Origin of the sequence: Sporolactobacillus kofuensis (assembly GCF_024125425.1) — a bacterium.
Lineage (GTDB): Bacteria > Bacillota > Bacilli > Bacillales > Sporolactobacillaceae > Sporolactobacillus > Sporolactobacillus kofuensis.
This window is the reverse complement of sequence record NZ_JAMXWN010000003.1, coordinates 124,991-147,804: the sequence shown is the minus strand read 5'-3', so window position 1 is coordinate 147,804 and position 22,814 is coordinate 124,991. Positions and strand designations below refer to the sequence as shown.

Genomic DNA, 22,814 nt, shown 5'->3' with positions numbered 1-22,814 from the left:
CATCATTCACTCGTCTTTGCAAGATTTATTGATTTGTATAAGGAAGACCATTCAGGTAGGAAACGCACGATAATCCTTTAGAAAAAAGCAAAAACCTCACTTCTTTGGTTACGGTCGTCCGTAATCAATCGAAGTGAGGTTCTTTATTTTACGAATGGGCTTCACCGAGCATTCGTTCTGTAGGCCATACGCATTGAATGATTCTCATCCGTGTATGTTTTATTAAGGCGCTTCATTACTTTAATATATGGGAAAATCAGAATGATAAGAGCACCAAGCCATGCCAGAGGGTTTGCCATACTTGCACCGGCAAAGCCAAATTGCCGGATTAAAATCATTCCTGCAAATAAGCGCATGACTAATTCCATAAAACCGGCAAGTGTTGGTGCCAAACTGAAACCTAGTCCTTGCAGGGTGTAGCGAATGACAAAAAGTAAAGCCAGCAAGAAGTACATACTGCTGTTGTAATAAAAATAAGTTTGGGCCAATTGGGTCACAACAGGTTGCTGCTCACCTACAAATAGGTGGCATAATGGGATGCCGAAGATAATGATCAACGCACCCATGATAACACTGATTAAACCTGAGAAAACAACAGTTTGTTTGACCCCACTGCGAATACGGTCATAATGACCGGCACCGAAGTTCTGGGCGGAAAACGTTGCCATAGTCATGCCAAACGAGAGGGTCAATTGTGTGGCAAGGAAGTCAATCCGCCCTGCAGCCGTATAAGCAGCCACCGCATCGGACCCCAATGTATTCAACATGATTTGTACAATGACTGCACCAATGGATATGACCGAGGTTTGGAAACCCATCGGCAAACCAAGCTGGAGATGCTGTTTCAATTTCGTTATAGGAAAAGAGAAATGTTTTTTTGATAGCACGAGTATGGGTACGTAGCGCTTAATATAGATCAGGCATAATATACCCGAAAACCCTTGTGCGACCACGGATGCGAGTCCGGCACCCTCCACACCCATGTGAAAATTAATAATGAAAATAAAATCGAGAAGAATGTTGACCACACAAGCGAGCGCTAAAAAGAATAAGGGTGTACGGCTGTTGCCCAACGCGCGCAATGTATTATTGAAAAGATTATAAAGTATTGTGGCTAGGATTCCCCAGAAACACGCCACAATAAATTTTTGGGCATCATCAATGATATCCGCGGGTGTTTCCATCAGATTTAAAAGCGGACGTGCGAATGCCACTCCGAGTACGGTTAAGAATAGGGAAACAACAACACTGATGATGATGTTGATGGCAAAACTCTGTTTCACACCTTGCTCATCTCGTGCGCCAAAGCGTTGTGCGGTAACGATCGTTAGCCCAGCAGTCATCCCTTGTGCAAATCCAATAATTAAAGCAAATAAACTGTCGGTTGCCCCAACTGCAGCTAAGGCATGTACGCTAATGGTACGCCCAACGATGAGCGTGTCCGCAACGTTATACAGTTGTTGAAATAAATTGCCAATAAGCAAGGGAATCGTAAACAAGATAATTTGCTTGATCGGACTACCTTTCGTCAAATCGTACATCAAAAAACACCTCGAAAATCAATAATACACCACCACAAGCTCTAGATGCTATAAAATAATCTGTAGATTATTTTAGATTAATAGAGTGCACGAGATTTTTTTTTTGAGGAGAAAGCAAAATTGAGGAGAAAAAATTGATAGAACAACGACTGAAAGGATTTGAGCAAAAATAATAACGCGTTGTGATCGACGTACAGAACGGGGATAGGGCAGGACACGTGCACGCGAACCAAAAAAGTGGTTGAACGTCCGAAAGGATGTTCAACCACTTTTTCTTCAAAATACATATATATTTTTTCTGATCCTCGGATAGCGTTAAGTTAATAGCCTTAAGCAGTAGGATTCGGTACTGTTTTTACTTTATTTCTATTAAACAAAATAATCGCAGGGATAATGTAAACCAGCCAGACAATAAGCTGTACACTGCTTAGATGGTCGGTATAGCCAACGAGTGCATGTAGAATACCACCAACTGCGCTGTGACGGTTCAGTATATTTTCCCAATTATAGAGATACACACCCGGTTGAATAATTGCTAATTCGATCAATTCGTGAATCGCGTTGATGAGAAGGCCTGCTGCGACAACAATTAATATATTGCCCATGACCTGAAAGAATACTTTTAAGTTGATTTTCGTGGTCCCTTGATAGATGCCCCAACCAATCAACACGGCAATAATTAAGCCCACGAATGTTCCGGAACTGAGGGATAGTAAATCCCCTTTTCCTTCAACCGAAATTGCTAAAAGGAACATGACAAGCTCTAATCCCTCACGGATGATGGTCAGAAAAGCCAATAATACCAGTTGGAAACTGCCGCTATCGTTATTTAGCGCCGTATTAATCGACGCTTGAATGCCTTTATTCATTCCGCGGCTGTTCTTCTTCATCCAGAAAGTCATATAGGATAAAATGCCGACAGCAACAAAAAAGATAGCCGTTTCCAAATAAATTTGCCCATTCCATTCTTCACTGCCGGTAAATAGATATAAAATGATACCTAAAATTATTGATAGGCCTATGGCAACGCCAGCACCAATCCACACGGGTTTAAATGTATCTTTTCTATTTAATCCTCGCAAATAGGAAAAAATAATTCCCATAATAAGCGAAATTTCTAATCCTTCGCGCAAGGCAACTAACAACGCGGCTCCAAACATGGTATCGCTCCTTTTCATGAATCACATTGGTGACATTGATAATCATTATCATATAAGGAGGCTGTGTTTGTCAATACCGTTATCGGGAGTTGGATTCCTTATCGTTTATATATATCGAAATGCGAGTGGGATAATTACTCATTTGCTGATAAGTTATTCGTGTGAAAAAGTGAGAAAAACCGAACTCCAGTACTTAACACCAGACAATGATTCTAAAAGGTATCGTTTGGGCGGGAATGCTTCGCGTTGTTGGCCCGTAGATCACAATCAAATTTCGGTTTGCCGGATTATTAGTAAAGGCTTGCCCATTTGTAAGTACGATTTGTGTGGAGGGAGAAATGTTTAATTTTAATTGACCATCACTGCTTACCAACTGACGATTAAAAAAGTCAACTTTTACATTTTGAGTGGGACTTTCTTTGACCATGATGAGTGCCTGATATTGTGGCGGGTAGATCAGTGGGACTGGAGCATTGCCATCATAATATCCGGTTACGTTGTCCCCTACATTGATCATGACGTGATCGACAAAATAAGTTGTTGGTGCCACCACGAAATTTACGAGTTCTCCCTGGCTATTTTCTACGGATACTAGTTTTTTGCATCCTGAGCCTTCTCCATTTTGTCCGGTAAAAAAATCATTAATCATGGTAACCTGGCCACGAAAAGAGTAAAAATTGATCATATTCATCGATCCCCCGATCTCCTGTATACAAATCATTTCAGTGAATAATTTATGTGAAATGCCTAGATCAGGTGCATAGGAGCTTATCGGCTATATATGGGTTCATCCTGAAAAAAATAACCCTCAACGGTTAGATGAGATGCATCTGACCGTTGGGGGTTGTGTATTGTTACAAGGAATGACAGTATACCGTTAGTTTAGTGGCTGCCATGTCCAGTTCGTCACTTCTGGGAGATCCATGCCCTCTTCACGAATGAAGTGGTTGTGCTTAGCGATCATATCATCCATTTTTTGAATGAAGGCAGCACCTTTTTCAGCGTATTGCGGTTGTTGCATGATCGCTTCTTTCGCAAGATGGAAACGGTCAAGCTGATTCAGCACACGCATATCAAATGGGGTGGTAATATCACCGTTTTCGCGGTAACCATGCACAGTCAAGTTTGTATTATGGCGTCCGAAGAAAAGGTCCTCAATCAAGTCTTCATAACCATGGAATGCGAACAATACCGGCTTATTCTTTGTAAAGTAATGATCGAACTCAGCATCGGATAGACCGTGAGCACTTTTCTTTGGAGTTTTGAGTTTAAGCAAATCCACGACATTAACAAAACGAATCTTCATTTCTGGAAAGGCTTGGTGCAACAATTGGATTGCAGCCAGACTTTCCAGTGTCGGCTCTGTTCCTGCACTGGCAAGGACAATGTCTGTTTCTGTCCCTTGATCGGTACTTGCCCAATCGATGATGCGCAGACCGCTGTCCACCATGTCGGCTGCTTCGTCAATAGAAAACCATTGTTGACGTGGATGCTTGGACGCTACGACAAGGTTAATTTTGTCATGGCTCTTGAATATTTTGTTCGCGACGGCGAGCAGCGTATTCGCATCTGCTGGGAGATACTCACGAATAAATTCATGTTTTTTTTCTGCTAAATGTGAGAGAAGTCCGGGATCTTGATGAGAATAGCCATTATGATCCTGCTGAAAAACGGTTGATGAAGAAATCAAATTCAGTGATGGATATGAACTTCTCCAACTTAATTCGCTTGACTTCCGCAACCATTTAAAATGCTGGGTGAGCATGGAATCAACGACTCTGAGGAACGCTTCATAGCTGGCGAAAAACCCATGACGACCGGTCAATGTATAGCCTTCAAGCCAGCCTTCGGCCTGATGTTCAGACAGTTGGGTATCGAGCAAGCGTCCTTGGGGAGCGACAAATTCATCTCGTGGTTCATAAACGTCGCCTAACCATTGTCGATCAGTGACTTCGAAGAGCGCAGTTAATCTGTTCGAAGCCGTTTCATCAGGACCAAATACACGGAAATTGTCCGGATTCGAAACAATGATATCTCGGGCATACGTGCTAAAAACAGACATGTCTTGTGCGACTTGTTTTCCGTGTTCCTTAATCGCTAGGGCGTAATCCCTAAAATTGGGCAGACGTAACTCACGCGGGTTGATGCCACCGTTTGCGATTGGATTTGCCGCCATCCGTTGATCCCCTTTTGGGGTTATTTCCGAGATTTCAGCTTGCAGCACACCATTGGCGTCAAATAATTGTTCAGGTTGATAAGATTTTAACCAGTTCACCAATTGATCAGCATGCTCCATATGGTTCCGATCAACCGGAATGGGAATTTGGTGTGCGCGGAACGAATTTTCGATCGGCTTGTCGTCCCATGTTTTTGGGCCGGTCCAACCTTTAGGGCTTCGAAAGACAATCATTGGCCATCTTGGTTGGCTGACATCTTCGTTTTCTCGAGCATTTTTCTGGATGGACTTAATTTTTTCAACGACTGCATCCATTGCTTTTGCCATCAGTTCATGCACTTTTTTCGGCTCATGTCCTTCAACAAAGAATGGTTCCCAGCCCAAACTTTCGAAGTACTTAGCGATATCCTGATCTGAGGTTCGGGAGAAAATAGATGGATTGCTTATTTTAAAGCCATTCACGTATAGAATTGGCAGAACAGCACCATCATGAATCGGATTAATAAATCGTGCGGAATGCCAAGATGCGGCTAAAGGTCCGGTTTCTGCTTCTCCATCCCCGACAACTACGGCAGCAATCACGTCTGGATTATCAAGAATTGCACCGGTTGCATGGGAAATGGAGTAGCCGAGTTCTCCGCCCTCATGAATGGATCCAGGTGTTTCCGGTGCGGCATGGGAAGCCACTCCTCCAGGCCACGAGAATTGTTTGAACAGTCGTTTCATTCCTTCTTTATCCTGTGACACGCTTGGATAAATTTCACTGTAGCTGCCATCGAGATATGAATTAGAGACCATGACCTGACCACCATGACCAGGACCCTCGATGTAGAACATACTTAAATCATATTTGTTGATGATGCGATTTAAATGGGCGTAAATAAAATTTTGGCCAGCAATCGTTCCCCAATGCCCAATCGGATGCACCTTTACATCTTCAGGTTTAAGCGGGCGGTCAAGCAGTGGGTTATCTTTCAAATAAATTTGACCAACTGAAAGATAATTTGCAGCACGCCAGTATTTATCGAGAAGATCAAGGTAGGCTGGAGAAGAGTAATCTACTGTTTTTTCCGTTGATTCAATCATATGTGACAACTCCTTTCAGAATGTGACTATTTGGATCATGTTTTGTTTCACCATTTTTCATCATGATTAGTGTGATCAAAACTAGTGTAGAAAATAAATGCGCATTATTGCAAGAATCAGGGTGCTTTTTTTCAAAAAATATTTTTTTTTAGAAATAAAACAACAATTGTTGAAGAAAATAATCAAAGCCATTTTATGAACAGGTATTCAGATACTCAGTAGAAGTCTAGAGAATGAGTACAGTTTCTTTGGCATACCGCAAAAAATATTGGATAATGAAGGAAACGTTCTCATCTATATAAAAGTATACATGGAAATGTTGGTTATGGATGATCAAGTGGAGGGATTCAATTGAGCAGAACAGAAAAGGCGACCTTTGCCGGTGGGTGTTTTTGGTGCATGGTTCAGCCCTTTGATCAAGAGCCGGGGATTATTGAGGTGGTCTCGGGATATACCGGCGGTCATACGGAAAACCCATCCTATAGAGAGGTTTGCTATGGGGATACCGGCCATGCTGAAGCTGTACAAATCACGTTTGAACCTGATGTTTTCCCTTATCAGAAGCTATTGGAACTTTATTGGCAACAGATCGATCCAACAGACCGCAAGGGTCAATTTCATGATCGTGGTGATCAGTACAGGACCAGCATCTTCTATCATAATGAAGAACAGAAAGCATTGGCTGAAGCATCAAAGAAAGCACTTGAAGACAGCGGACGCTTTCGTAAACCGATTGTAACACCAATTGTTCCAGCCGCTCGATTTTATCCTGCGGAGGAAGTTCATCAGAATTACTATCGTAAGGATCCGAGAAATTATAGGATGTACCGTCAAAATTCCGGTCGTGAAGATTTCATTGCCAAACATTGGGGCATTAAAAAGAATAAAAAACAGCTGAAGGAGACTTTGACACCGCTTCAATACACAGTGACGCAAAAGAAAGGGACGGAGCCACCCTTCCAGAATGCTTATTGGGACAATAAAAGGCCAGGAATATATGTCGATCTTGTTTCCGGTGAGCCCCTATTTTCAACCACAGATCAATATGACGCGGGATGCGGATGGCCAAGTTTTACGCGACCGATTAGTACCCATCGCATTGTGACCGTTCCAGACAACTCGTTTCAAATGTTGCGCAATGAAGTGCGCAGCAAACTGGGTGACTCACATCTAGGACATGTGTTCCCTGAGCCGTCTGTTCCAACAAAACTGCGGTTTTGTATTAATTCTGCTGCCTTGCGGTTTATTCCAAAAGAAGATCTGGATTCCGAAGGCTATGGAGAATACAGTCAGCTTTTTGACAGTGAAACTTAAAGTAACAGATCAATTTTTCCTTCTGAGCGTGTCGATGACCGCTCTTTTTTTATTTAAAGAGCTTAAGGTCCATATCAGCGGTGTAACACTGAAAAAAGTTCTGATTCAAACACGAACGTGCGAGACGCTTACGGGAGTAGCGAGCCAAGTGAGCCCCCGCAGACAGCGGATTGACTGAGAAGGCTCACGGATCTCCAACGTCAAGCGAGCAACTGAAGTGTGTCATTAACGCACAAGTTCCGGATAAAGAGTGCTAGCCAAGGATCAGGCTTAGCCTTGTTTCTCTAAATACTTTTTAACTCACAGTAGCCAACATCTAGTTACGTAAAGTATTCGACAACTGCATTGGGAAAGTAATGATGAATGTACCCTACTAAGGTCTCTTGGAGTAAATGTTCGTCTTCTTTCTTATAGATATATTTACCAATCCCGTAGCGCCCCCATTTATAGCGACGCTCTTCTTTATTCATAATTAGCTTAGAGTTCGGGTAGTTTTTCTCAATGACGCGTTTTGCAGGCGCGGTAAATCGGTGTTGTATTAATTCAAAGGTAATGGGCACCCCTTTTGGCTCAGGCAGGTGGTCGTGCAGTATTTCAAAGAGCTGCCGATACCCTTCCTGCCAGCCATCATGAATATAGATCGGTGCGATGATGAAACCAAGCGGATAACCGGCATCCGATACTTTTTTGGCCGCTTCAATGCGTTCCAAAAGTCTGGAAGTACCCGGTTCAAAGTATTTGATCACATACTCATCATTCAGACTAAATCGAAAGCGTGTACGCCCATTATGCTTTGCGTCCAATAAGTGATCGACATGTGCAAATTTAGTGACAAAGCGGAGCTGACCAAGATCATTCTTGCCAAAGAATTCAATCGCTCTCTTAAGTGAATGCGTCAAGTGATCAATACCGACGATGTCGGAGGTGCAGGCGGCTTCAAAGCGTGTCGTTTCAGGTGCGCGCTCTTTCATATATTTATCTGCTTGCTCAAGGATTTCATCCACATTGACATACGTCCGAATGTAGGGTTTTGCGCCCATTGTGGTTTGCAGATAGCAATAATGGCAGTGCCCCATGCACCCGGTCGCCAGTGGCAACGCATACTCAGCTGAAGGTTTTGAATTAGCGAATTCGAGTGTCTTGCGAATCCCGACAACCAAGGTGGATTTGGCATTGCGATATTTCTGAAAATCATTTGCACCGGGAATATTGCGTACTTGATTGTGCGACGTTGTTTCACGAATCTCAATACCCATACCTTCAAATTTTTCTTTCAGTTTCTGGCCGAGTGGATAATCCAATGCACGGGGTTCTATATAGACAAGTTGGGGGGTAAAAGGTTTAACCATGAATTAGCACCTCTTTAGTCCTCATCATATATTTCCTGGTAGACGTGTTTTGCTTCTTCAATTGAAGAAAATACAGCATCGTCCTCGGCAAATTCATAGTACATATCATGTAAAAGTAGGGCCTTGTCCCCCTCTTTTTCCGGATGCGATACAACTTCCGCTTCTTGAATCAAGGTCGCAGTTGCGGTATGTGGATTTCGGCAAAGGACAAAGACGGAATCGCCTAGTCGCAAATCATCTTTTTTCATTTCTTAAACGCCTCCTCAGGGTGAATGTTCTTTGTTGATTATGTCCAGAAACCGAGAGATTTACAATTTATTGACTATAAATGATAATGAATCAATAAAACTTACGAATTCAATACGATTGAAATCATGCAAATCAAAGTGTCATTAACATACAAAGGAGTACATATCCGTGAATCCAACAAACACCGAACATCAAGAGCATAATCTCTCGGTATATAAACTTTCACCGTTCAAAAAGTTATCGGAACAACAATCTGAAATAAAGACGAGGATCGAGGCATTTTGTCGGAGGCATGTCAAAGAGAATACTCCGGCACTGTTTGTAATTCATGGCGATGCGGGAACAGGGAAAAGCGTTGTGCTCAGTTCGGTCTTTCATGATCTTCAGAACCAATCAAGAGCAGGGGAGGCATCCGATCCTCTTTTTAAGACAAGCAATTATCTGATTGTCAATCATCCGGAAATGATTAAGCTCTATAAAGAGATCGCGGAGGAGCTGCCGAATGTTAGGAAAAAAGACTTTGTACGGCCAACAACATTCATTAATCAAATGCACAAACAAGGGGAGCGTGCGGATGTGGTGTTCGTCGATGAGGCCCATCTTTTGCTGACAAAGAGTGATCGCTACAATCGGTTTAACCAAGACAACCAGCTTGAGGAAATTTTGAAATGCAGCCATGTTGTCGTCATGGTTTTTGATCAGAAACAGGTCTTGAAATTAAAAAGCTACTGGAATGAGGGCAATGTTCAGTCCTATCTGCAGCGCTTTCCCAATGAAATCGTCTACTTGACCGATCAGTTCAGAGTGCGCGCAAATGCTGATGTTATTGAATGGATCAATGCATTTGTCCATAAGAAAGTGTTACCTTTGCCAAGAAAGCAGCGTTTTGATTTTCGAATTTTTGAAGACGCGGGTGAACTCTATCAGACCATTAAGGAGCGCAATGCGGTATACCATCTCTCACGGTTGTTATCAACTTATGACTATCCTTATGCATTGGATGGCAATGATCATTATATTGATGAGCCCCATTTTCATATGCGGTGGGACCGATCAAGGCCCGAGGAAAAACAGGCATGGGCAGAACGACCGGATACAATCGGTGAAGTCGGCTCGGTTTATACCATTCAGGGTTTTGATCTAAATTATGTCGGTGTGATCCTGGGACCATCTGTGTCCTATGATGAGCAAACAGATGAGATTGTAATCCATACAGATAAATATGAAGATGGGGCCGCTTTTGTTAAGCGGGACGATCTACAAGACCTTGATGCAATCAAGGAACAGATCATCCTGAATTCAATCAATGTCCTGATGACCCGAGGCATCTATGGATTGTATCTTTACGCGAGTGATCCAAAGTTAAGGAGAAAGCTGATGTCTTGAACAGCCACCTTAAGAAATTAGGTATGTCGTTGAAGGTTGTTGTGTACAGAAAATAATAGCTAGACATTATTACCTCGTTTTGTCAGAATGCTTGTTCTGAAAAAAATAATTAGTGGGCTTGTTTTCTATGATGCAATAAATAAGCAACAGTTAGGACAAGAAACCACACCGGAGTCACAAAGAGAGCAATACGTGTATCATTCGCCAAACCCATGAGCACAAGAAGAAAAATGAAAAATCCGAGAATTATCCAGTTCATCAATGGAGCAAGCGGCGTTTTAAATGATGAAGCAGCAGCCAGATCCGGGCGTTTTTTTAGGTAAACAAGATGGCTAACCAAAATGATACCCCATACCCAGATAAAGCAGATTGAACTGATACTGGTCACTAAGGTGAATACAAAATCAGGAAGAAAATAATTCAGCACAACCCCAATGGAGAGTGCAAGGGTTGAACTGAGTAACGCAGCATTCGGCACAGATCCTTTACCTAGAACTGAAAAACTTTTCGGTGCATTGCCCTCACGCCCAAGAGAATAGAGCATGCGACTCGTTGAATAGAGTCCGCTGTTGCACGCCGATGCTGCTGACGTCAACACGACGAAATTAATGATCCCGGCCGCACCTGGTAGCCCGACGAGCGTAAATACCTCTACAAAAGGACTATGATTTGCATTGAGCTCCGTCCAAGGAATGATACACAAAATGACAAAGAGCGCGCCGATGTAAAATAAGAGCACACGAATAGGCAGACTGTTGATCGCTTTTGGAAGATTGATTTTCGGATCAGCAGTCTCAGACACGGTCAAGCCAACGAGTTCAATACCCACAAATGAAAAGACAGCCATTTGAAATCCGAGCAAAAAGCCAAAATTTCCTTGAGGAAATAATCCGCCAAATGCCCAAAGGTTTTGGATGGAAGCATGGCCACTACTCGTCTTAAATCCGACCACAATCATAATAAATCCCACAATAATTAATGCGATAATTGTAATGACTTTAATGATCGCAAACCAGAATTCGATTTCACCAAACATTTTCACAGTAAGCAGGTTTAATAGGGTGAGTATGATTAAACAAAGGAATGCGGGCAACCATTGAGGTACATTCACCCAGTATTGTACGTATTTTCCTACGGCTGTTGTATCTGCCATTGCCGTCATAATCCAGCAGAACCAATACGTCCATCCGGTGACAAAACCGGCCCATGGGCCAAGGTACTCTGTTGTGAAATCTGTAAAAGAGGAATAATTGTTTTTCGATAGCAACAATTCCCCGAGGGCGCGCATGACGAAAAATAAGGCGATGCCAATAATCAGATAAGCGAACAAAATGGATGGTCCAGAAAGTTGAATAGCCTTCCCCGATCCAAGAAACAATCCGGTGCCGATCGCACCACCGATTGCGATCAGTTGTATATGTCTATTTTTCAACCTTCGCTCTAATTGCTGAGTTTCCATTTTATTCCTCCTTCTTCTTCTGAATGCTAGTATTTGTAGATTTTAAAGATATATGTAATAAACGCTGTTGAAGTAAAACAGTTTATTCATAAAGTAAAATTATTTACAATGTAACAGTGTTATGTTATATTGTTCGCATCAAGAGGAAAATAGAGGATGATATCAGGTGGAAGAAGAATTAATTGCTAAGAAAGATCTCTTGGAAATGACAGGTATTTCCTATGGACAGTTATATCGTTGGAAAAGAAAGCAATTGATTCCTGAGGATTGGTTTATCCGAAAATCAACATTTACCGGGCAGGAGACCTTCTTTCCAAAGGAAAAAATGCTAAAACGTGTCCAAATGATCTCTGAGTTAAAAGATACGTTATCGCTTGATGAACTGGCCGAACGGGTGTCCCCGCAATCGGTCAATAAAATAGTCTTGAGCGAACAAGAACTCATCAGTCGAAACATTGTTTCACAGACAACATTAAGGGTTTACCGGGCGATTGATCCGAGCCTTAAAACGTTCCCATTCGATGATGTCTTGGCGTTGTTTCTACTTGAGCGTTTGCTTAAAAATGGGCAGATAACTATTGAGGAAGCAAAGGAATTGCTCAATACGCTGAAGACATACAGCCACAAAGTCTATGACAAGAGTAGCAGCCTCTACTTTGTGCGAAAGATGGGCGTACCCATGTTTCTACTCGTTGCACAGGAGGTTGCCGTCTATTTTGATGATGGGGTCAATGTCATTGAGAAAATTCAGCTTCCCTCGTGCATTGAGGCATTGAAAGCAACAATTGGAGAAAATAACCAAACTAATAGTTAATAAGCAAGGAGTGAGAGATATGAGGGATTCCGTACAAGAAAATCTGAAAATCATGGGGGAAACACACTCAAATGGTGGTTCATTTGATAAGGTACGCATCATGGGTGAATGTGCAATTTCCGGGTCGATAGAGGCACGATCATGCAAAGTCATGGGTGAATGCACGGTGTCCGGAGATTTGACCAGTGGTTATTTTCGAAATATGGGAGAAGTCACGATTGACGGTATGCTGACCGCTAAGGAAGCCAGACTGATCGGTGAAACCCATGTCAAAGGCGCGTGTACATTCAAACAGGCTTCAATCTATGGAGAACTGTCTGCTGCACGCGACCTTTCAGGTGAGGAAATAAAAGTACACGGTGTACTCAATGTTGGTGCCAACGTCTCGCTTGAAAGATTGATGATGAGAGGCGGCATCCTTGTAGATGGACTGCTAAACTGTGACCAAATTGATATTGTCCTTAAAATCAATGCACAAAATTATGTCAAAGAAATTGGCGCGGGAAGCGTAACAATCGGGAAGCAACATAAGATATTTGGACGCGCGCCTCTGCATCTGTTTCACGCGGAAAGCATTGAAGGTGATCGACTCTTTCTTGAATACACGCAGGCAAAAGTGGTGAGAGGAACGGATGTGGTTATCGGCACGGGCAGCAAGATTGAACGCGTTGAATATTCCGGAACATATAAGACGAGCGGACCAGTAGAAGTCGGCGAGGTCGTTCAATTGACCGCGCATGAATAATTGAGCGATGGAGGGGATTTATTTGATGGAACAAAAAAAGAATTTAACCATCTCAGGATCTGGCAGCGCGCCGGGCGGCAGTTATGAAGATGTTAAAATCAATGGCAGCGGGAAAATACATGGAGATATTATCTGCCACAGTATCGCTATTAATGGTTCGGGCCGTCTAAGTGGTGATGCTAAAGCAACCAATATTATGATTAGTGGCTCAGCTGTCCTTGAGAAGAATCTTATTTCAGAAGCGTTCACAGTCAATGGTGCTTGTAAGGTTGAAGGGAATGTCACCGGGGAACGTATTCACATTAGTGGGAGAGCGCGTATTCTCGGAGCAGTTCATGGAGAACAAATACGAATTTCAGGAATTTTAACCGTTGAGGGTGATCTGGAAGGAGAGGACCTTATCGCCGAGGGGCCGCTCACAGTTGGCGGATTATGCAGTGCTGATCGGATTGAGATCACTTTAGCAGGCATGATTTCCCGTATTAAGGAAATCGGATGCGGGACTTTGACAGTTCATCGCCGGTTTGCGCCAAACTTTTTCGGACAATTATTACCGAGCTTTGCCCGGAAAAAGCTGGTCGTTGATTCTATAGAAGGCGACGAAATTTTTCTTGAAGATACAGAGGCCAAAGTGGTAAGAGGGAATCGTGTGACGATCGGGGCAGGATGCACCATCGGTCAAGTCACCTATAAGACAGATTATCAAAAAGATGACAAAGCAGTTGTGCAATCTGTAATTAAGGGATGATGGAGGCTACAAATGAATGACATACAATCACGAGGTAAAAAGACTTTACGTTTTGTTGTTGCCGTTCTGATGATGGGCATGTTCAATTCAGCGATGGATCAGACGGTTGTTTCTGCAGCGATCGGACAAATTGTTCCCGAGACAGATACTATCGCCTGAAGCGCGTCAGCACATACCCGAACCGGTGCTTCACCGGATAACAGGGGCTTTGGCGTCCCCGCAGGCTTCATGGGTTCTTCCAAGGAGGCTCCCGGTTCGCCCGCGGTCGTTCCTGATGATCGCGAGCAACCGTAGCGCACACATTTTATAACCCGAAGGCTGTAAGATGTAACCGAGTTTCATTGACGTATGAATAATCAAAATCAGCTCGCTAAAGAAGAGGTTTCCTCATGGATATTAATAAACAAATCTACTCTATGCCTGAAATTGTAGGCAATGATGCACATATTTTGGTGCTCGGGTCTATGCCTGGTGGTGTGTCCCTAGCGCAGCAACAATATTATGCTAATCCCAGAAATCAATTTTGGATGATTGTTTATGCACTTATAGGGAAGACGTATGAAAATCCCTCTTATGCGGAAAAGATCGATGTTTTGAAAAAGCATCACATTGCATTGTGGGATTCAATCCATTACTGCGTGCGAAAAGGCAGTCTAGATTCGGCAATCAAAGACGAAGAACCTAATGATATTCTCAGCTTGCTGAGCGCTCATCCAGGAATTCAAGCGATTGCCTTTAACGGCAGCAAATCGTTTGCTGTTTTCAAGAAACATTTTAAATTGACCGTTCCACCTGATATTGCTCTCATAAAGATGCCTTCGACTAGTCCGACACCCTCACGCTACCCGAAAACGCTGGAGCAGAAGATTGAGGATTGGTCAAAGATTAAGAAGTATATAGGACACTATCAAAGCCTTTAACAATACATGATGGAACATGCCATTTGATTATTTACTTTATTGTTGAAAGACGATCTGCTCGTTCACGATTGTTTTCTGCACCTTGATATTACGCAAAGCCGCAGGGTCAATGTGAAAAGGGTCTAGATCAAGAACAGTGAAATCGGCAACTTTGCCAACACGAATGGTGCCGCGAGTGTCGGAATGGCCGCATGCAGCAGCGCTGCCTGAAGTATATAAGGCAATGGCTTCAAAGATACTTAGCGCCTCTTTAGGAAAATAGCGTTTGCCGTTTACATCCGTAGTACAGGTTCGGGTAACCGCGGCGTGAATCCCGAAAAATGGGTTCGGGACTTCAATGGGTGCGTCGCTGCCACCAGCAAGGGTAAACCCGTTGTCCCGAATCGTTTTCCAAGCAAAAGCCAAAGGAGGATAATGCTTTCCTAAGACATCGAGCGCCCATGGCATATCGCTGCTCATAAATTGTGGCTGAACATCAAAGATAAGCGGCATACCTTGTGCTGCTTCCAACATGTACGGACGGAGCCATGGGGTGTGGATCATCCGATCTTTCTGACCGGGGAGTGGCGGGTATTTTTTTAGAACGCGAATCACGTCATCGAATGCTTGATCACCAATAATATGGATCGCAACCGGAAGCCTTGCGGCGCGTGCTTGTTGCACCAAATTCTCGAATGCCGCGTCACTATGAAACTTAAGACCGTAATTGGAAGGTTCGCCCGAGTATGGCTGCGACATGTAGGCTGTGTGCGCACCCACCGTACCATCATAGAAAATTTTCATTGCGCCGAGCTCGACAAAGGGCTTGGTGGCTCTTATGCTCTTTGGTGCTGCCAAGTAGGCATCAAGTTCCTTGTGATGGACGAGCAAATGGGCGCGGAACGGAAGCGTATCTGTCAGGGCATCCTGGTACGCTTTGACCGTTCCAATGAGTCCGTTGAAATAATGGAGATCTTCGGAGTGGGCACCTACGATACCTTTTCGCCAAAGGTCGTGTATCGCAATCGTGATTAACCGTTTCAATTCGTCTTGGCTTTCAGTCGGAAAACGCTCAGTTGCGAGCATTGACGCTTCATCTTTTAGTATTCCGGTTGGCTCTCCTTCTTGATTAAGATCAATCCTCCCGCCACCTTCAAAGACCTGGTTGCGCTTCAATCCGATCTCGTTAATGAATGGTGTATTGACACTCACGCAATGATAATCAATCCGTCGGACGAGAATCGGATGCGTATCACTGATTTGATCCAGGTCCCATCGTGTCAGAAGTCCTTTGCTGTCGCTTAAATTGTTATCATCATAGCCTTCAACAAACAGCCATTCTCCATCCTGTAGTTTCATTGCACGTTCTGCGATGGCTCTGAGACAGGCTTGCTTTGTTGGGTATCCATACAAATTAAGACGATCCAGTGCTTGCCCATACCAAAGTAAATGAAGATGGCTGTCGACAAAGCCAGGGAAGACCACGCTGTTTTTCAGGTCAATGCTTTCAACTTGCTCTTTTTGGGCAATCCTTTGTGCCTGATCGCCTAGAGCAATGACCGTCCCATGGGCAGTAAGAACAGAATGAGTAGTTTGATTCGGTGCCTCCATTGTATAGAACGTTCCGTTTTCCCAAAGCTTCATTTTGAAAGCCTCACTTTTTTCTTTAAGGTGGATAATTCAGTGACAGGATGATCCATGAATATTGAAATCTTTAAAGTAAGTCTGAGAGCTTGAGTATTGGCTAACGTACCAACATTCCAGCTAATTCTCATACATTCTTATTTGTGTAAGATAAACATAAGGGAAAACAGGTGAAGATACAATCCGTGGAATCAAAAAGTCAGGCCTGTATGAGTTGAACGTTTAGGAGGCGCGGTGGAGTCAAGTGAGACCTCGCAGATTACACGCATGTATGAGGAGGATCACGGATCGCCCGCGGCAAGCGAGTACTGAAAGCCTCATGTCGAGAAAAGGATGATACATACGATTATCTGCTTGTCATAGAAATAGACGGCTAAGATAGGTATAATAACAGTACTGCCTGACTTGAGCGGTAACACGTCTGCTGCTCATACTAGAGGAATTTGAAAAGAGAGGGAATACGACAATGATTGCTGAAGAATTTAAGCAAATGCTCAGTCAGAAATCAGTGATTAGGGAACTTTCGGAATATGCGACAGAAAGAGCAAAACAAATTGGCTATGAGAATGTCTTTGATTACAGTCTTGGTAATCCATCGGTTCCTGTGCCGCAAGCCGTCACCGATAAATTAGTGGCGCTTGCCTCGAACAGAGATTCGATGGCCATACATGGTTACAGTCCGAGTTTAGGTATTACGTCCGTACGTGAAAAGGTGGCAGCATCACTTTCAAGACGATTCGGCTTAGACTATAAGAAAGAACATATTTTCATGACGTCCGGTGCCGCAGGAGCACTTGCCCATGCTTTGCGTGCGGTAACAGAAAAAGGTGACGAAGTCATTACTTTTGCGCCATTTTTCCCTGAATATACCCCTTATGTGCATGGAACAGGGGCGATTTTGAAAGTTGTTCCGCCGGATCTGGAGACACTTCAGATTAATTTCAAGGCTTTTGAAGAACTGTTTTCGCCAAAGGTTATGGCTGTCTTAATTAATACGCCAAATAATCCTTCCGGTGTTGTCTATTCGACCGAAACGATTGAGAAATTGGCTGCTTTCCTAACACGGAAGGAAAAAGAATATGGTCATGACATCTATCTGATTTCCGATGAACCTTATCGTGAAATTGTCTTTGAACATGTAGATGCGCCATACGTGGCCAAGTTTTATACGCATTCGATTACCTGCTATTCGTTCAGTAAATCACTATCACTGCCGGGTGAACGGATCGGCTATGTGGCTGTGAATCCAAATTGTCCGGACGCTGAGCTAATTATCAATATGTGCGGGCAGATTTCCCGAGGAATCGGGCACAATTGTCCGCCATCGCTGATTCAGCTTGCCGTTGCGGATGTGATCGATATGACCGCAGATCTGTCTGTGTATGAGACAAATATGAATATTCTCTATGATGGGTTAACGAAACTCGGTTTCTCGTGTGTGAAGCCAGGGGGAACATTTTACATTTTCCCGAAGGCGCTTGAAGAAGACGCCGTGGCGTTCTGCAAACATGCACTTAACTATGATTTGATCTTAGTTCCTGCCGATAGCTTTGGCTGTCCGGGCTATTTCCGTATGGCTTATTGCATTCCTACGGAGAAAGTGGAACGCTCACTTGCAGCATTTGAAAAGCTTGCGAAGGACTATCAATAATTTGGCCACTTGATAAGCTAAAGAGTAGTGACGTGATGGTTACGCCTATACTCTTTCTTTTTTTTAGGCAACATTCATGACCCGCTTGAATGAAAAAATATAATGTCTATTTACATACCAAACGCTAAGATTTTTCGTTAAAAAGTGCAATGAAGATGCGAGAGGCCTGCGGGATCAGGTGCCAGCGAGCCCCACAGACTTTTGCTTGTTCGAGGAGGCGCGCGGCAAGTGAGTGATCGAAGTGCAATGGATGTAAAAATAAGTGTTGGACCGTTTTTGTCCAGCCTTTCTATTGCTCACTTCCTTATGTTCGCATATGCAATTGCCGATAATCAAGTAGAGATGGAAAATACAAAAGATGCTAAAATTAAAGGGGACACCATGTCATTTGGAACTGGAGGCAGACAATGAAAAAAACGCTGATCACACTGTTCTTGGTCACTGCTCTTATTCTAAGTGGCTGTGGAAATCAAGAAGATAATGCATACGACCAAGCCATGAAAAAGGGACAAGCTGCACTCGTTTCGAAGGATTATGAACGTGCGGCTAAATATTTTAAAGTGGCACTTAGCCACAAGAAGAAGGATAAGAAGGCAACCGTTTTAGCGACACAAACAACTGATTTTCTGATTGCCAAGTCATTTATGAATCAACCGGATCAAGCGATTAAAGCATTAAATGCAGTCATTCTTCAAAAGAACGGTTCAGGGGCGTTGCGGAAGGCTGCGCGAGCGATGCGTGACAAGCTCATCGCGGCTAATCAAAAAAAACAGACACAAGAACCATCTGCCAGCACATCACAAGTCACGACAAGCGATGAATCTTCGAACAGCTCAAGCGATTCATCAGTAGGAAACACTGATGAATCCACATCGACTACATCTTCAACAAGCAGCAGTCAAACTGGGAAGTCTTCCACGAGTTCAAGTGCGTTGATTACCCAGCAAAAGGCAGAAGCGGCGGTCATCAAAGCGGCGGGATATACGCCAGATCAGGTGTATATAGACACCACTGATGAGGGTGCGTACTATTCAATGGAACTACGCGAGAACCATACTAATGATAGTGCCGCAGATCCGGACACGGCACCGTCGGCTGGATTCTTCCGCTATTACAAGAATTCAGGAAAAATTACAAAGCTTGACCTACTCAGCAACACATATAAATCAGTAAAATAAAACATTTTTCTTGTGAAAGAATATTATGGACTCATAAGCAGTTGCTTATGAGTCCATAATTATAATTATAAACAGTGTGTGTTGAGCGAGCGTTCAGTCGGAGCACATTTAGTTAAACTGCTTCGGATCACTGATGGCGATTAAAAGAGTAGTTCAACTCGGGAAATGAACATTTTTTTGTACACAATGTGCATTTCACAAGCTGGTTAATTTAATGTTTGAAAAATTATGGAATGGGTAATAAGTTTTATTGGGAGAAATTTTTTTCGGTTAAAGGAGGAAACCAAGTATTCACAAAAAGATCACTTTTTCAGTGCGTTAGCTAATTGTCGCTGGCTAACTCCGATGTTATAATTTTACATGAAAAAAGATTTCCTAATTGTTTGCTTCCATGCGAGTGCACGAAGCACTCAGATCCTTACCTGGAACATTATAGAAAAACTTTTTTCGATATTGTGAAAATAATCACGAAACGATCTTTTATGTATCAGGTTGCAGCCCTGGTGTTCAGAAACATCAGGAAGAATAAATTTCTTTAGGAGGATGTTTAATCATGGCTTTTAAAATTATTGCATACGGTGTAGAACCTTACGAAGAAAAAATGTATAGCGAACTTAATAAGTATGGTTACGAATTGACTTTGGTAAACGACCTGCTGACTGCTGACAACGGAGATCTTGCAAAGGATCACGATGGTGTTCTACTTTTTGTTAACTGCTTGGCAGACCGTGCCAACCTTGAAAAATTTAGTGAATTTGGCATCAAATATGTATTTACACGTACTGCTGGATTTAATCATATTGATCTGCAGGCTGCTTCCGACCTCGGAATTAAGGTTGCCCGCGTTCCTGCATATTCACCAAATGCGATTGCAGAACTCGCTGTATATCTTGGTACAGCACTGCTTCGTCACACGGTTTACACAACCGGCAGAACGGCTAAACTCGACTTCACTGTAACAGAAACAATGTTCAGCCATGAAGTTCATAAATGTACTGTAGGTATTGTCGGCACAGGCCACATCGGCTGTGTTGAAGCAGAATTGTATAAAGGTCTTGGCGCAAAACTACTCGGTTATGACATTTTCCAAAGTGATTTTGCTAAGAAATTAGTTGAATTCAAGGAATTGGATGAACTGCTTGCAGAATCTGATATTGTCAGCCTGCATTTGCCATATTTCCCGGGCAAGAACGAAAACTTTGTTGGTGAAGAATTCATCAGTAAGATGAAAGACGGTGCCATCCTGATTAACACAGCGCGTGGTGAAATCGTTGATGAAGCTGCTGTTGTTAAAGCAATCAAGAGTGGCAAGCTCGAAGGATTCGGTGCGGATGTATTGACGGATGAATCACGCTTCTTCGGCAAAGACTTCTCCGATGGTAGCGAATTCCCTGATGCAACAATCAAGGAATTGATTGAATTGTATCCAAAGGTATTAATTACACCTCACGTTGCTGCAATGACTGACGTAGCTGTTTCAAACATGATTGCTACAAGCTATGATAACTTCAATGCAGCAATTAAGGGTGAAAGCCTCGGACGCGCAGAAGTTGAACTTCCTGCACCAGCTGTAAAAGAATGATTGATTGAAAGCAAGCAGTCTCGCTCTTTTTGAGTGGGACTTTTTTTTGAGAAAAAAGTTTTGGCCTAAGTTGTTAGGGAAAATGGCATGACATCACGAGAATTTAGGCTCAAGCACGAACGTGCGAGGCTCCTGCGGGATCAGGTGCTAGCGAGACGCCGCAGACTGATGCCCTTTTCGAGGAGGCTCGCGGTGCGCCCGCAGCAAGGAGCAGTCGAAGCAAAATCGTTATAAGATCAAGGGCCGGGCAGTCTTTGCCCGGTCTATCTTATGCAGTCTTGAAATTCAGGGGAATTTAGCATTTGTTCAAACAAGATTAGATAAATGTGGCCAAAATATTAAATATACTGTGTTTAATGGAAATATTCGAAACATTCCATTGACATTACTAAATCAATCATGTAAACTGACATTACTTTTTAAAATTTGTCTTCCAAGAAGGTCTATACGTATGTTCCGTCCAAGAACCAATGAATTGATTGTCATTTTGATTAGTTAGGACTCAGGTACAGCAGTCGTTTAATCGATCGTGTACCTCGAGTCCTTTTCGTTCTGAACGGGACTCGAGTAAGCCCCATCCGGAACGAACCGGGTGGGGCTTTTTGCATCAAGAAGAGGCGATGATGTTGCGCTTTAAACATTAGAGAAGGCAGAGAAAAAAGATGTGCAGAAAAAGGAGACGAGTAAGATGAAGATTGTTGTTATTGGTGCAGGAGCAATGGGATTAAGATACGGTGTGCTTTTACAAGAAGCAGGAAATACTGTTCATTTCGTTGATACTTGGGAACCTAACGTGGAAGAAATCCAGAAAAATGGCGGCGTGACGGTCTGGCGAGACGGCAAAGATGAACGCTTTGTTGAAATAAGTATCAGTTACCCCGAAGAGTATCATGACGAACCAGAGCTGGCTATTGTTTTCGTGAAAGATATGCACACGGTTGAAACCATGGAGAGGTGTAAACATTTCATTGGTGAGAACACCTATGTCCTGACCAATCAAAATGGTTTTGGCGGTGCAGAATATATTGCACAATTTGTGCCACGTGATCGTATTATTGCTGGTACGGCAATGATCGGTACAGTGATGAAAGGGCCAGGTAAAGTCGACTTTATTGGAAAACGCGGTGCCGGTCATGTCCATATTGTAAAAGTAAAGGGCACTCCTGATGCATTTATTTATAGAGTTGCGGATGAAATGGAAAAAGCACTCATGCATCCGACGGTTCAAGAGGATTATATGGGAACGGTTTGGACAAAGCTTGTCTTCAATTCCGTTGTGAATACACTTTGTACATTAATGAACATAAAAATGGGCCAATTTGCTGCGTATAAGAATTCAAAAGAAATGTCACGTAAGCTTGTTGATGAAGCCTACGATGCCATTGATGCTGAAGGTTTTAAGATGGAAGTCACGCGCGATGAACTGGTTGATCAGGTCATGTTTGTTTCTGAAGTGGGCAACCCGCTCCATTACCCATCAATGCATCAGGACATGAGTACGAATCGTCCAACAGAAGTGGATTACATTAACGGCGCAATTGTACGTCTTGCTGAAAAACACGGCCTCAAAGCACCTTATCATTCGATGTTGGTTGATCTTGTACATCTTAAAGAAGAATCAAGAAAATATAATGATTAAAGAAGTGCCTCGGAAGCATTTTGATCTCATGAATTCGAATACTATAGATGATGAAACTTCGGACATCGGCATGATCCAGTCGTTTTCCGGAGTTTTTTTGCGGCTTTTAAAGGGTTGGGGTAAAATGGAAGATAGCTTTTTAAGAACGAATAAGATTAGTACAACATGTGGAGACCAATAGGGTCGCGCGTGTT

General features: G+C 43.0%; 20 protein-coding genes. 12 read left to right on the top strand and 8 right to left on the bottom strand.

Annotated elements, in window-relative coordinates:
- Positions 1 to 161 precede the first annotated feature (161 nt).
- From NIE32_RS03525 to NIE32_RS03510, 4 genes are all read right to left on the bottom strand, one after another.
- Entirely contained in the window at positions 162 to 1,541 is a 1,380-nt protein-coding gene (locus NIE32_RS03525; RefSeq protein WP_253053069.1) for an MATE family efflux transporter, read from the bottom strand.
- A gap of 329 nt (positions 1,542 to 1,870) precedes the next feature.
- The gene (locus NIE32_RS03520; RefSeq protein ID WP_253053067.1) at positions 1,871 to 2,701 is read right to left on the bottom strand and encodes an FTR1 family iron permease; all 831 of its coding nucleotides are present in this window, start codon (positions 2,699 to 2,701) and stop codon (positions 1,871 to 1,873) included.
- A gap of 193 nt (positions 2,702 to 2,894) precedes the next feature.
- Complete coding sequence (locus tag NIE32_RS03515; RefSeq protein ID WP_253053290.1) at positions 2,895 to 3,386, bottom strand: hypothetical protein; 492 nt, start codon at positions 3,384 to 3,386, stop codon at positions 2,895 to 2,897.
- 192 nt (positions 3,387 to 3,578) lie between these two features.
- On the bottom strand, positions 3,579 to 5,963 hold the full coding sequence (locus NIE32_RS03510; protein ID WP_253053065.1) for a phosphoketolase family protein: 2,385 nt from the start codon (positions 5,961 to 5,963) through the stop codon (positions 3,579 to 3,581).
- A 351-nt stretch (positions 5,964 to 6,314) separates the two neighbouring features.
- Between NIE32_RS03510 and msrA the strand changes: the two genes are divergently transcribed.
- Positions 6,315 to 7,277: a peptide-methionine (S)-S-oxide reductase MsrA gene (gene msrA, locus NIE32_RS03505; RefSeq protein WP_290443426.1), complete on the top strand. Its 963-nt coding sequence runs from the start codon at positions 6,315 to 6,317 to the stop codon at positions 7,275 to 7,277.
- Between the two features lie 320 nt (positions 7,278 to 7,597).
- On the opposite strand, the gene splB is transcribed toward msrA, so the two are convergent.
- On the bottom strand, positions 7,598 to 8,626 hold the full coding sequence (gene splB / locus NIE32_RS03500) for a spore photoproduct lyase (RefSeq protein WP_253053062.1): 1,029 nt from the start codon (positions 8,624 to 8,626) through the stop codon (positions 7,598 to 7,600).
- Positions 8,627 to 8,640: 14 nt separating this feature from the next.
- A complete protein-coding gene (locus NIE32_RS03495; protein WP_253053060.1) occupies positions 8,641 to 8,874 on the bottom strand; it encodes a transcriptional regulator SplA domain-containing protein in 234 nt (77 codons plus the stop codon).
- 169 nt (positions 8,875 to 9,043) lie between these two features.
- Here NIE32_RS03495 and NIE32_RS03490 point away from each other — a divergent pair, with 169 nt between their 5' ends.
- Positions 9,044 to 10,261, top strand: a complete 1,218-nt coding sequence (locus tag NIE32_RS03490) for a DUF2075 domain-containing protein (protein ID WP_253053058.1) — start codon at positions 9,044 to 9,046, stop codon at positions 10,259 to 10,261.
- Positions 10,262 to 10,370: 109 nt separating this feature from the next.
- On the opposite strand, the gene NIE32_RS03485 is transcribed toward NIE32_RS03490, so the two are convergent.
- The gene (locus NIE32_RS03485) at positions 10,371 to 11,720 is read right to left on the bottom strand and encodes an amino acid permease (protein ID WP_253053056.1); all 1,350 of its coding nucleotides are present in this window, start codon (positions 11,718 to 11,720) and stop codon (positions 10,371 to 10,373) included.
- 166 nt (positions 11,721 to 11,886) lie between these two features.
- On the opposite strand from NIE32_RS03485, the gene NIE32_RS03480 reads away from it, so the two are divergent.
- The 5 genes from NIE32_RS03480 (at position 11,887) to NIE32_RS03460 (ending at position 14,947) form a co-directional block, all read left to right on the top strand.
- The gene (locus NIE32_RS03480; RefSeq protein ID WP_253053054.1) at positions 11,887 to 12,534 is read left to right on the top strand and encodes a YhbD family protein; all 648 of its coding nucleotides are present in this window, start codon (positions 11,887 to 11,889) and stop codon (positions 12,532 to 12,534) included.
- Between the two features lie 19 nt (positions 12,535 to 12,553).
- Positions 12,554 to 13,279 (top strand): hypothetical protein, encoded by a 726-nt coding sequence (locus NIE32_RS03475; protein ID WP_253053052.1) that lies wholly within the window; start codon positions 12,554 to 12,556, stop codon positions 13,277 to 13,279.
- Between the two features lie 25 nt (positions 13,280 to 13,304).
- Positions 13,305 to 14,027: a bactofilin family protein gene (locus NIE32_RS03470; RefSeq protein ID WP_253053050.1), complete on the top strand. Its 723-nt coding sequence runs from the start codon at positions 13,305 to 13,307 to the stop codon at positions 14,025 to 14,027.
- A 12-nt stretch (positions 14,028 to 14,039) separates the two neighbouring features.
- Positions 14,040 to 14,186: a hypothetical protein gene (locus NIE32_RS03465; RefSeq protein WP_253053048.1), complete on the top strand. Its 147-nt coding sequence runs from the start codon at positions 14,040 to 14,042 to the stop codon at positions 14,184 to 14,186.
- Between the two features lie 230 nt (positions 14,187 to 14,416).
- Positions 14,417 to 14,947: a DNA-deoxyinosine glycosylase gene (locus NIE32_RS03460; protein WP_253053046.1), complete on the top strand. Its 531-nt coding sequence runs from the start codon at positions 14,417 to 14,419 to the stop codon at positions 14,945 to 14,947.
- A 36-nt stretch (positions 14,948 to 14,983) separates the two neighbouring features.
- On the opposite strand, the gene NIE32_RS03455 is transcribed toward NIE32_RS03460, so the two are convergent.
- Positions 14,984 to 16,570, bottom strand: a complete 1,587-nt coding sequence (locus tag NIE32_RS03455) for an amidohydrolase (protein WP_253053044.1) — start codon at positions 16,568 to 16,570, stop codon at positions 14,984 to 14,986.
- A 466-nt stretch (positions 16,571 to 17,036) separates the two neighbouring features.
- Here NIE32_RS03455 and NIE32_RS03450 point away from each other — a divergent pair, with 466 nt between their 5' ends.
- The 5 genes from NIE32_RS03450 (at position 17,037) to NIE32_RS03430 (ending at position 22,620) form a co-directional block, all read left to right on the top strand.
- Positions 17,037 to 18,221 carry a pyridoxal phosphate-dependent aminotransferase gene (locus NIE32_RS03450; protein ID WP_253053042.1) on the top strand — a complete coding sequence of 395 codons (1,185 nt, stop codon included), beginning with the start codon at positions 17,037 to 17,039 and terminating at the stop codon, positions 18,219 to 18,221.
- 228 nt (positions 18,222 to 18,449) lie between these two features.
- Positions 18,450 to 18,632, top strand: coding sequence for a hypothetical protein (locus NIE32_RS03445; protein ID WP_253053040.1), 183 nt, complete (start codon positions 18,450 to 18,452; stop codon positions 18,630 to 18,632).
- Positions 18,629 to 19,399 carry an outer membrane protein assembly factor BamD gene (locus tag NIE32_RS03440; RefSeq protein WP_253053038.1) on the top strand — a complete coding sequence of 257 codons (771 nt, stop codon included), beginning with the start codon at positions 18,629 to 18,631 and terminating at the stop codon, positions 19,397 to 19,399. Before NIE32_RS03445 ends, NIE32_RS03440 begins: the two co-directional genes overlap by 4 nt.
- 553 nt (positions 19,400 to 19,952) lie before the next feature.
- Entirely contained in the window at positions 19,953 to 20,981 is a 1,029-nt protein-coding gene (locus NIE32_RS03435) for an NAD(P)-dependent oxidoreductase (protein WP_253053036.1), read from the top strand.
- A 688-nt stretch (positions 20,982 to 21,669) separates the two neighbouring features.
- Entirely contained in the window at positions 21,670 to 22,620 is a 951-nt protein-coding gene (locus NIE32_RS03430) for a ketopantoate reductase family protein (protein ID WP_253053034.1), read from the top strand.
- Positions 22,621 to 22,814 lie beyond the last annotated feature (194 nt).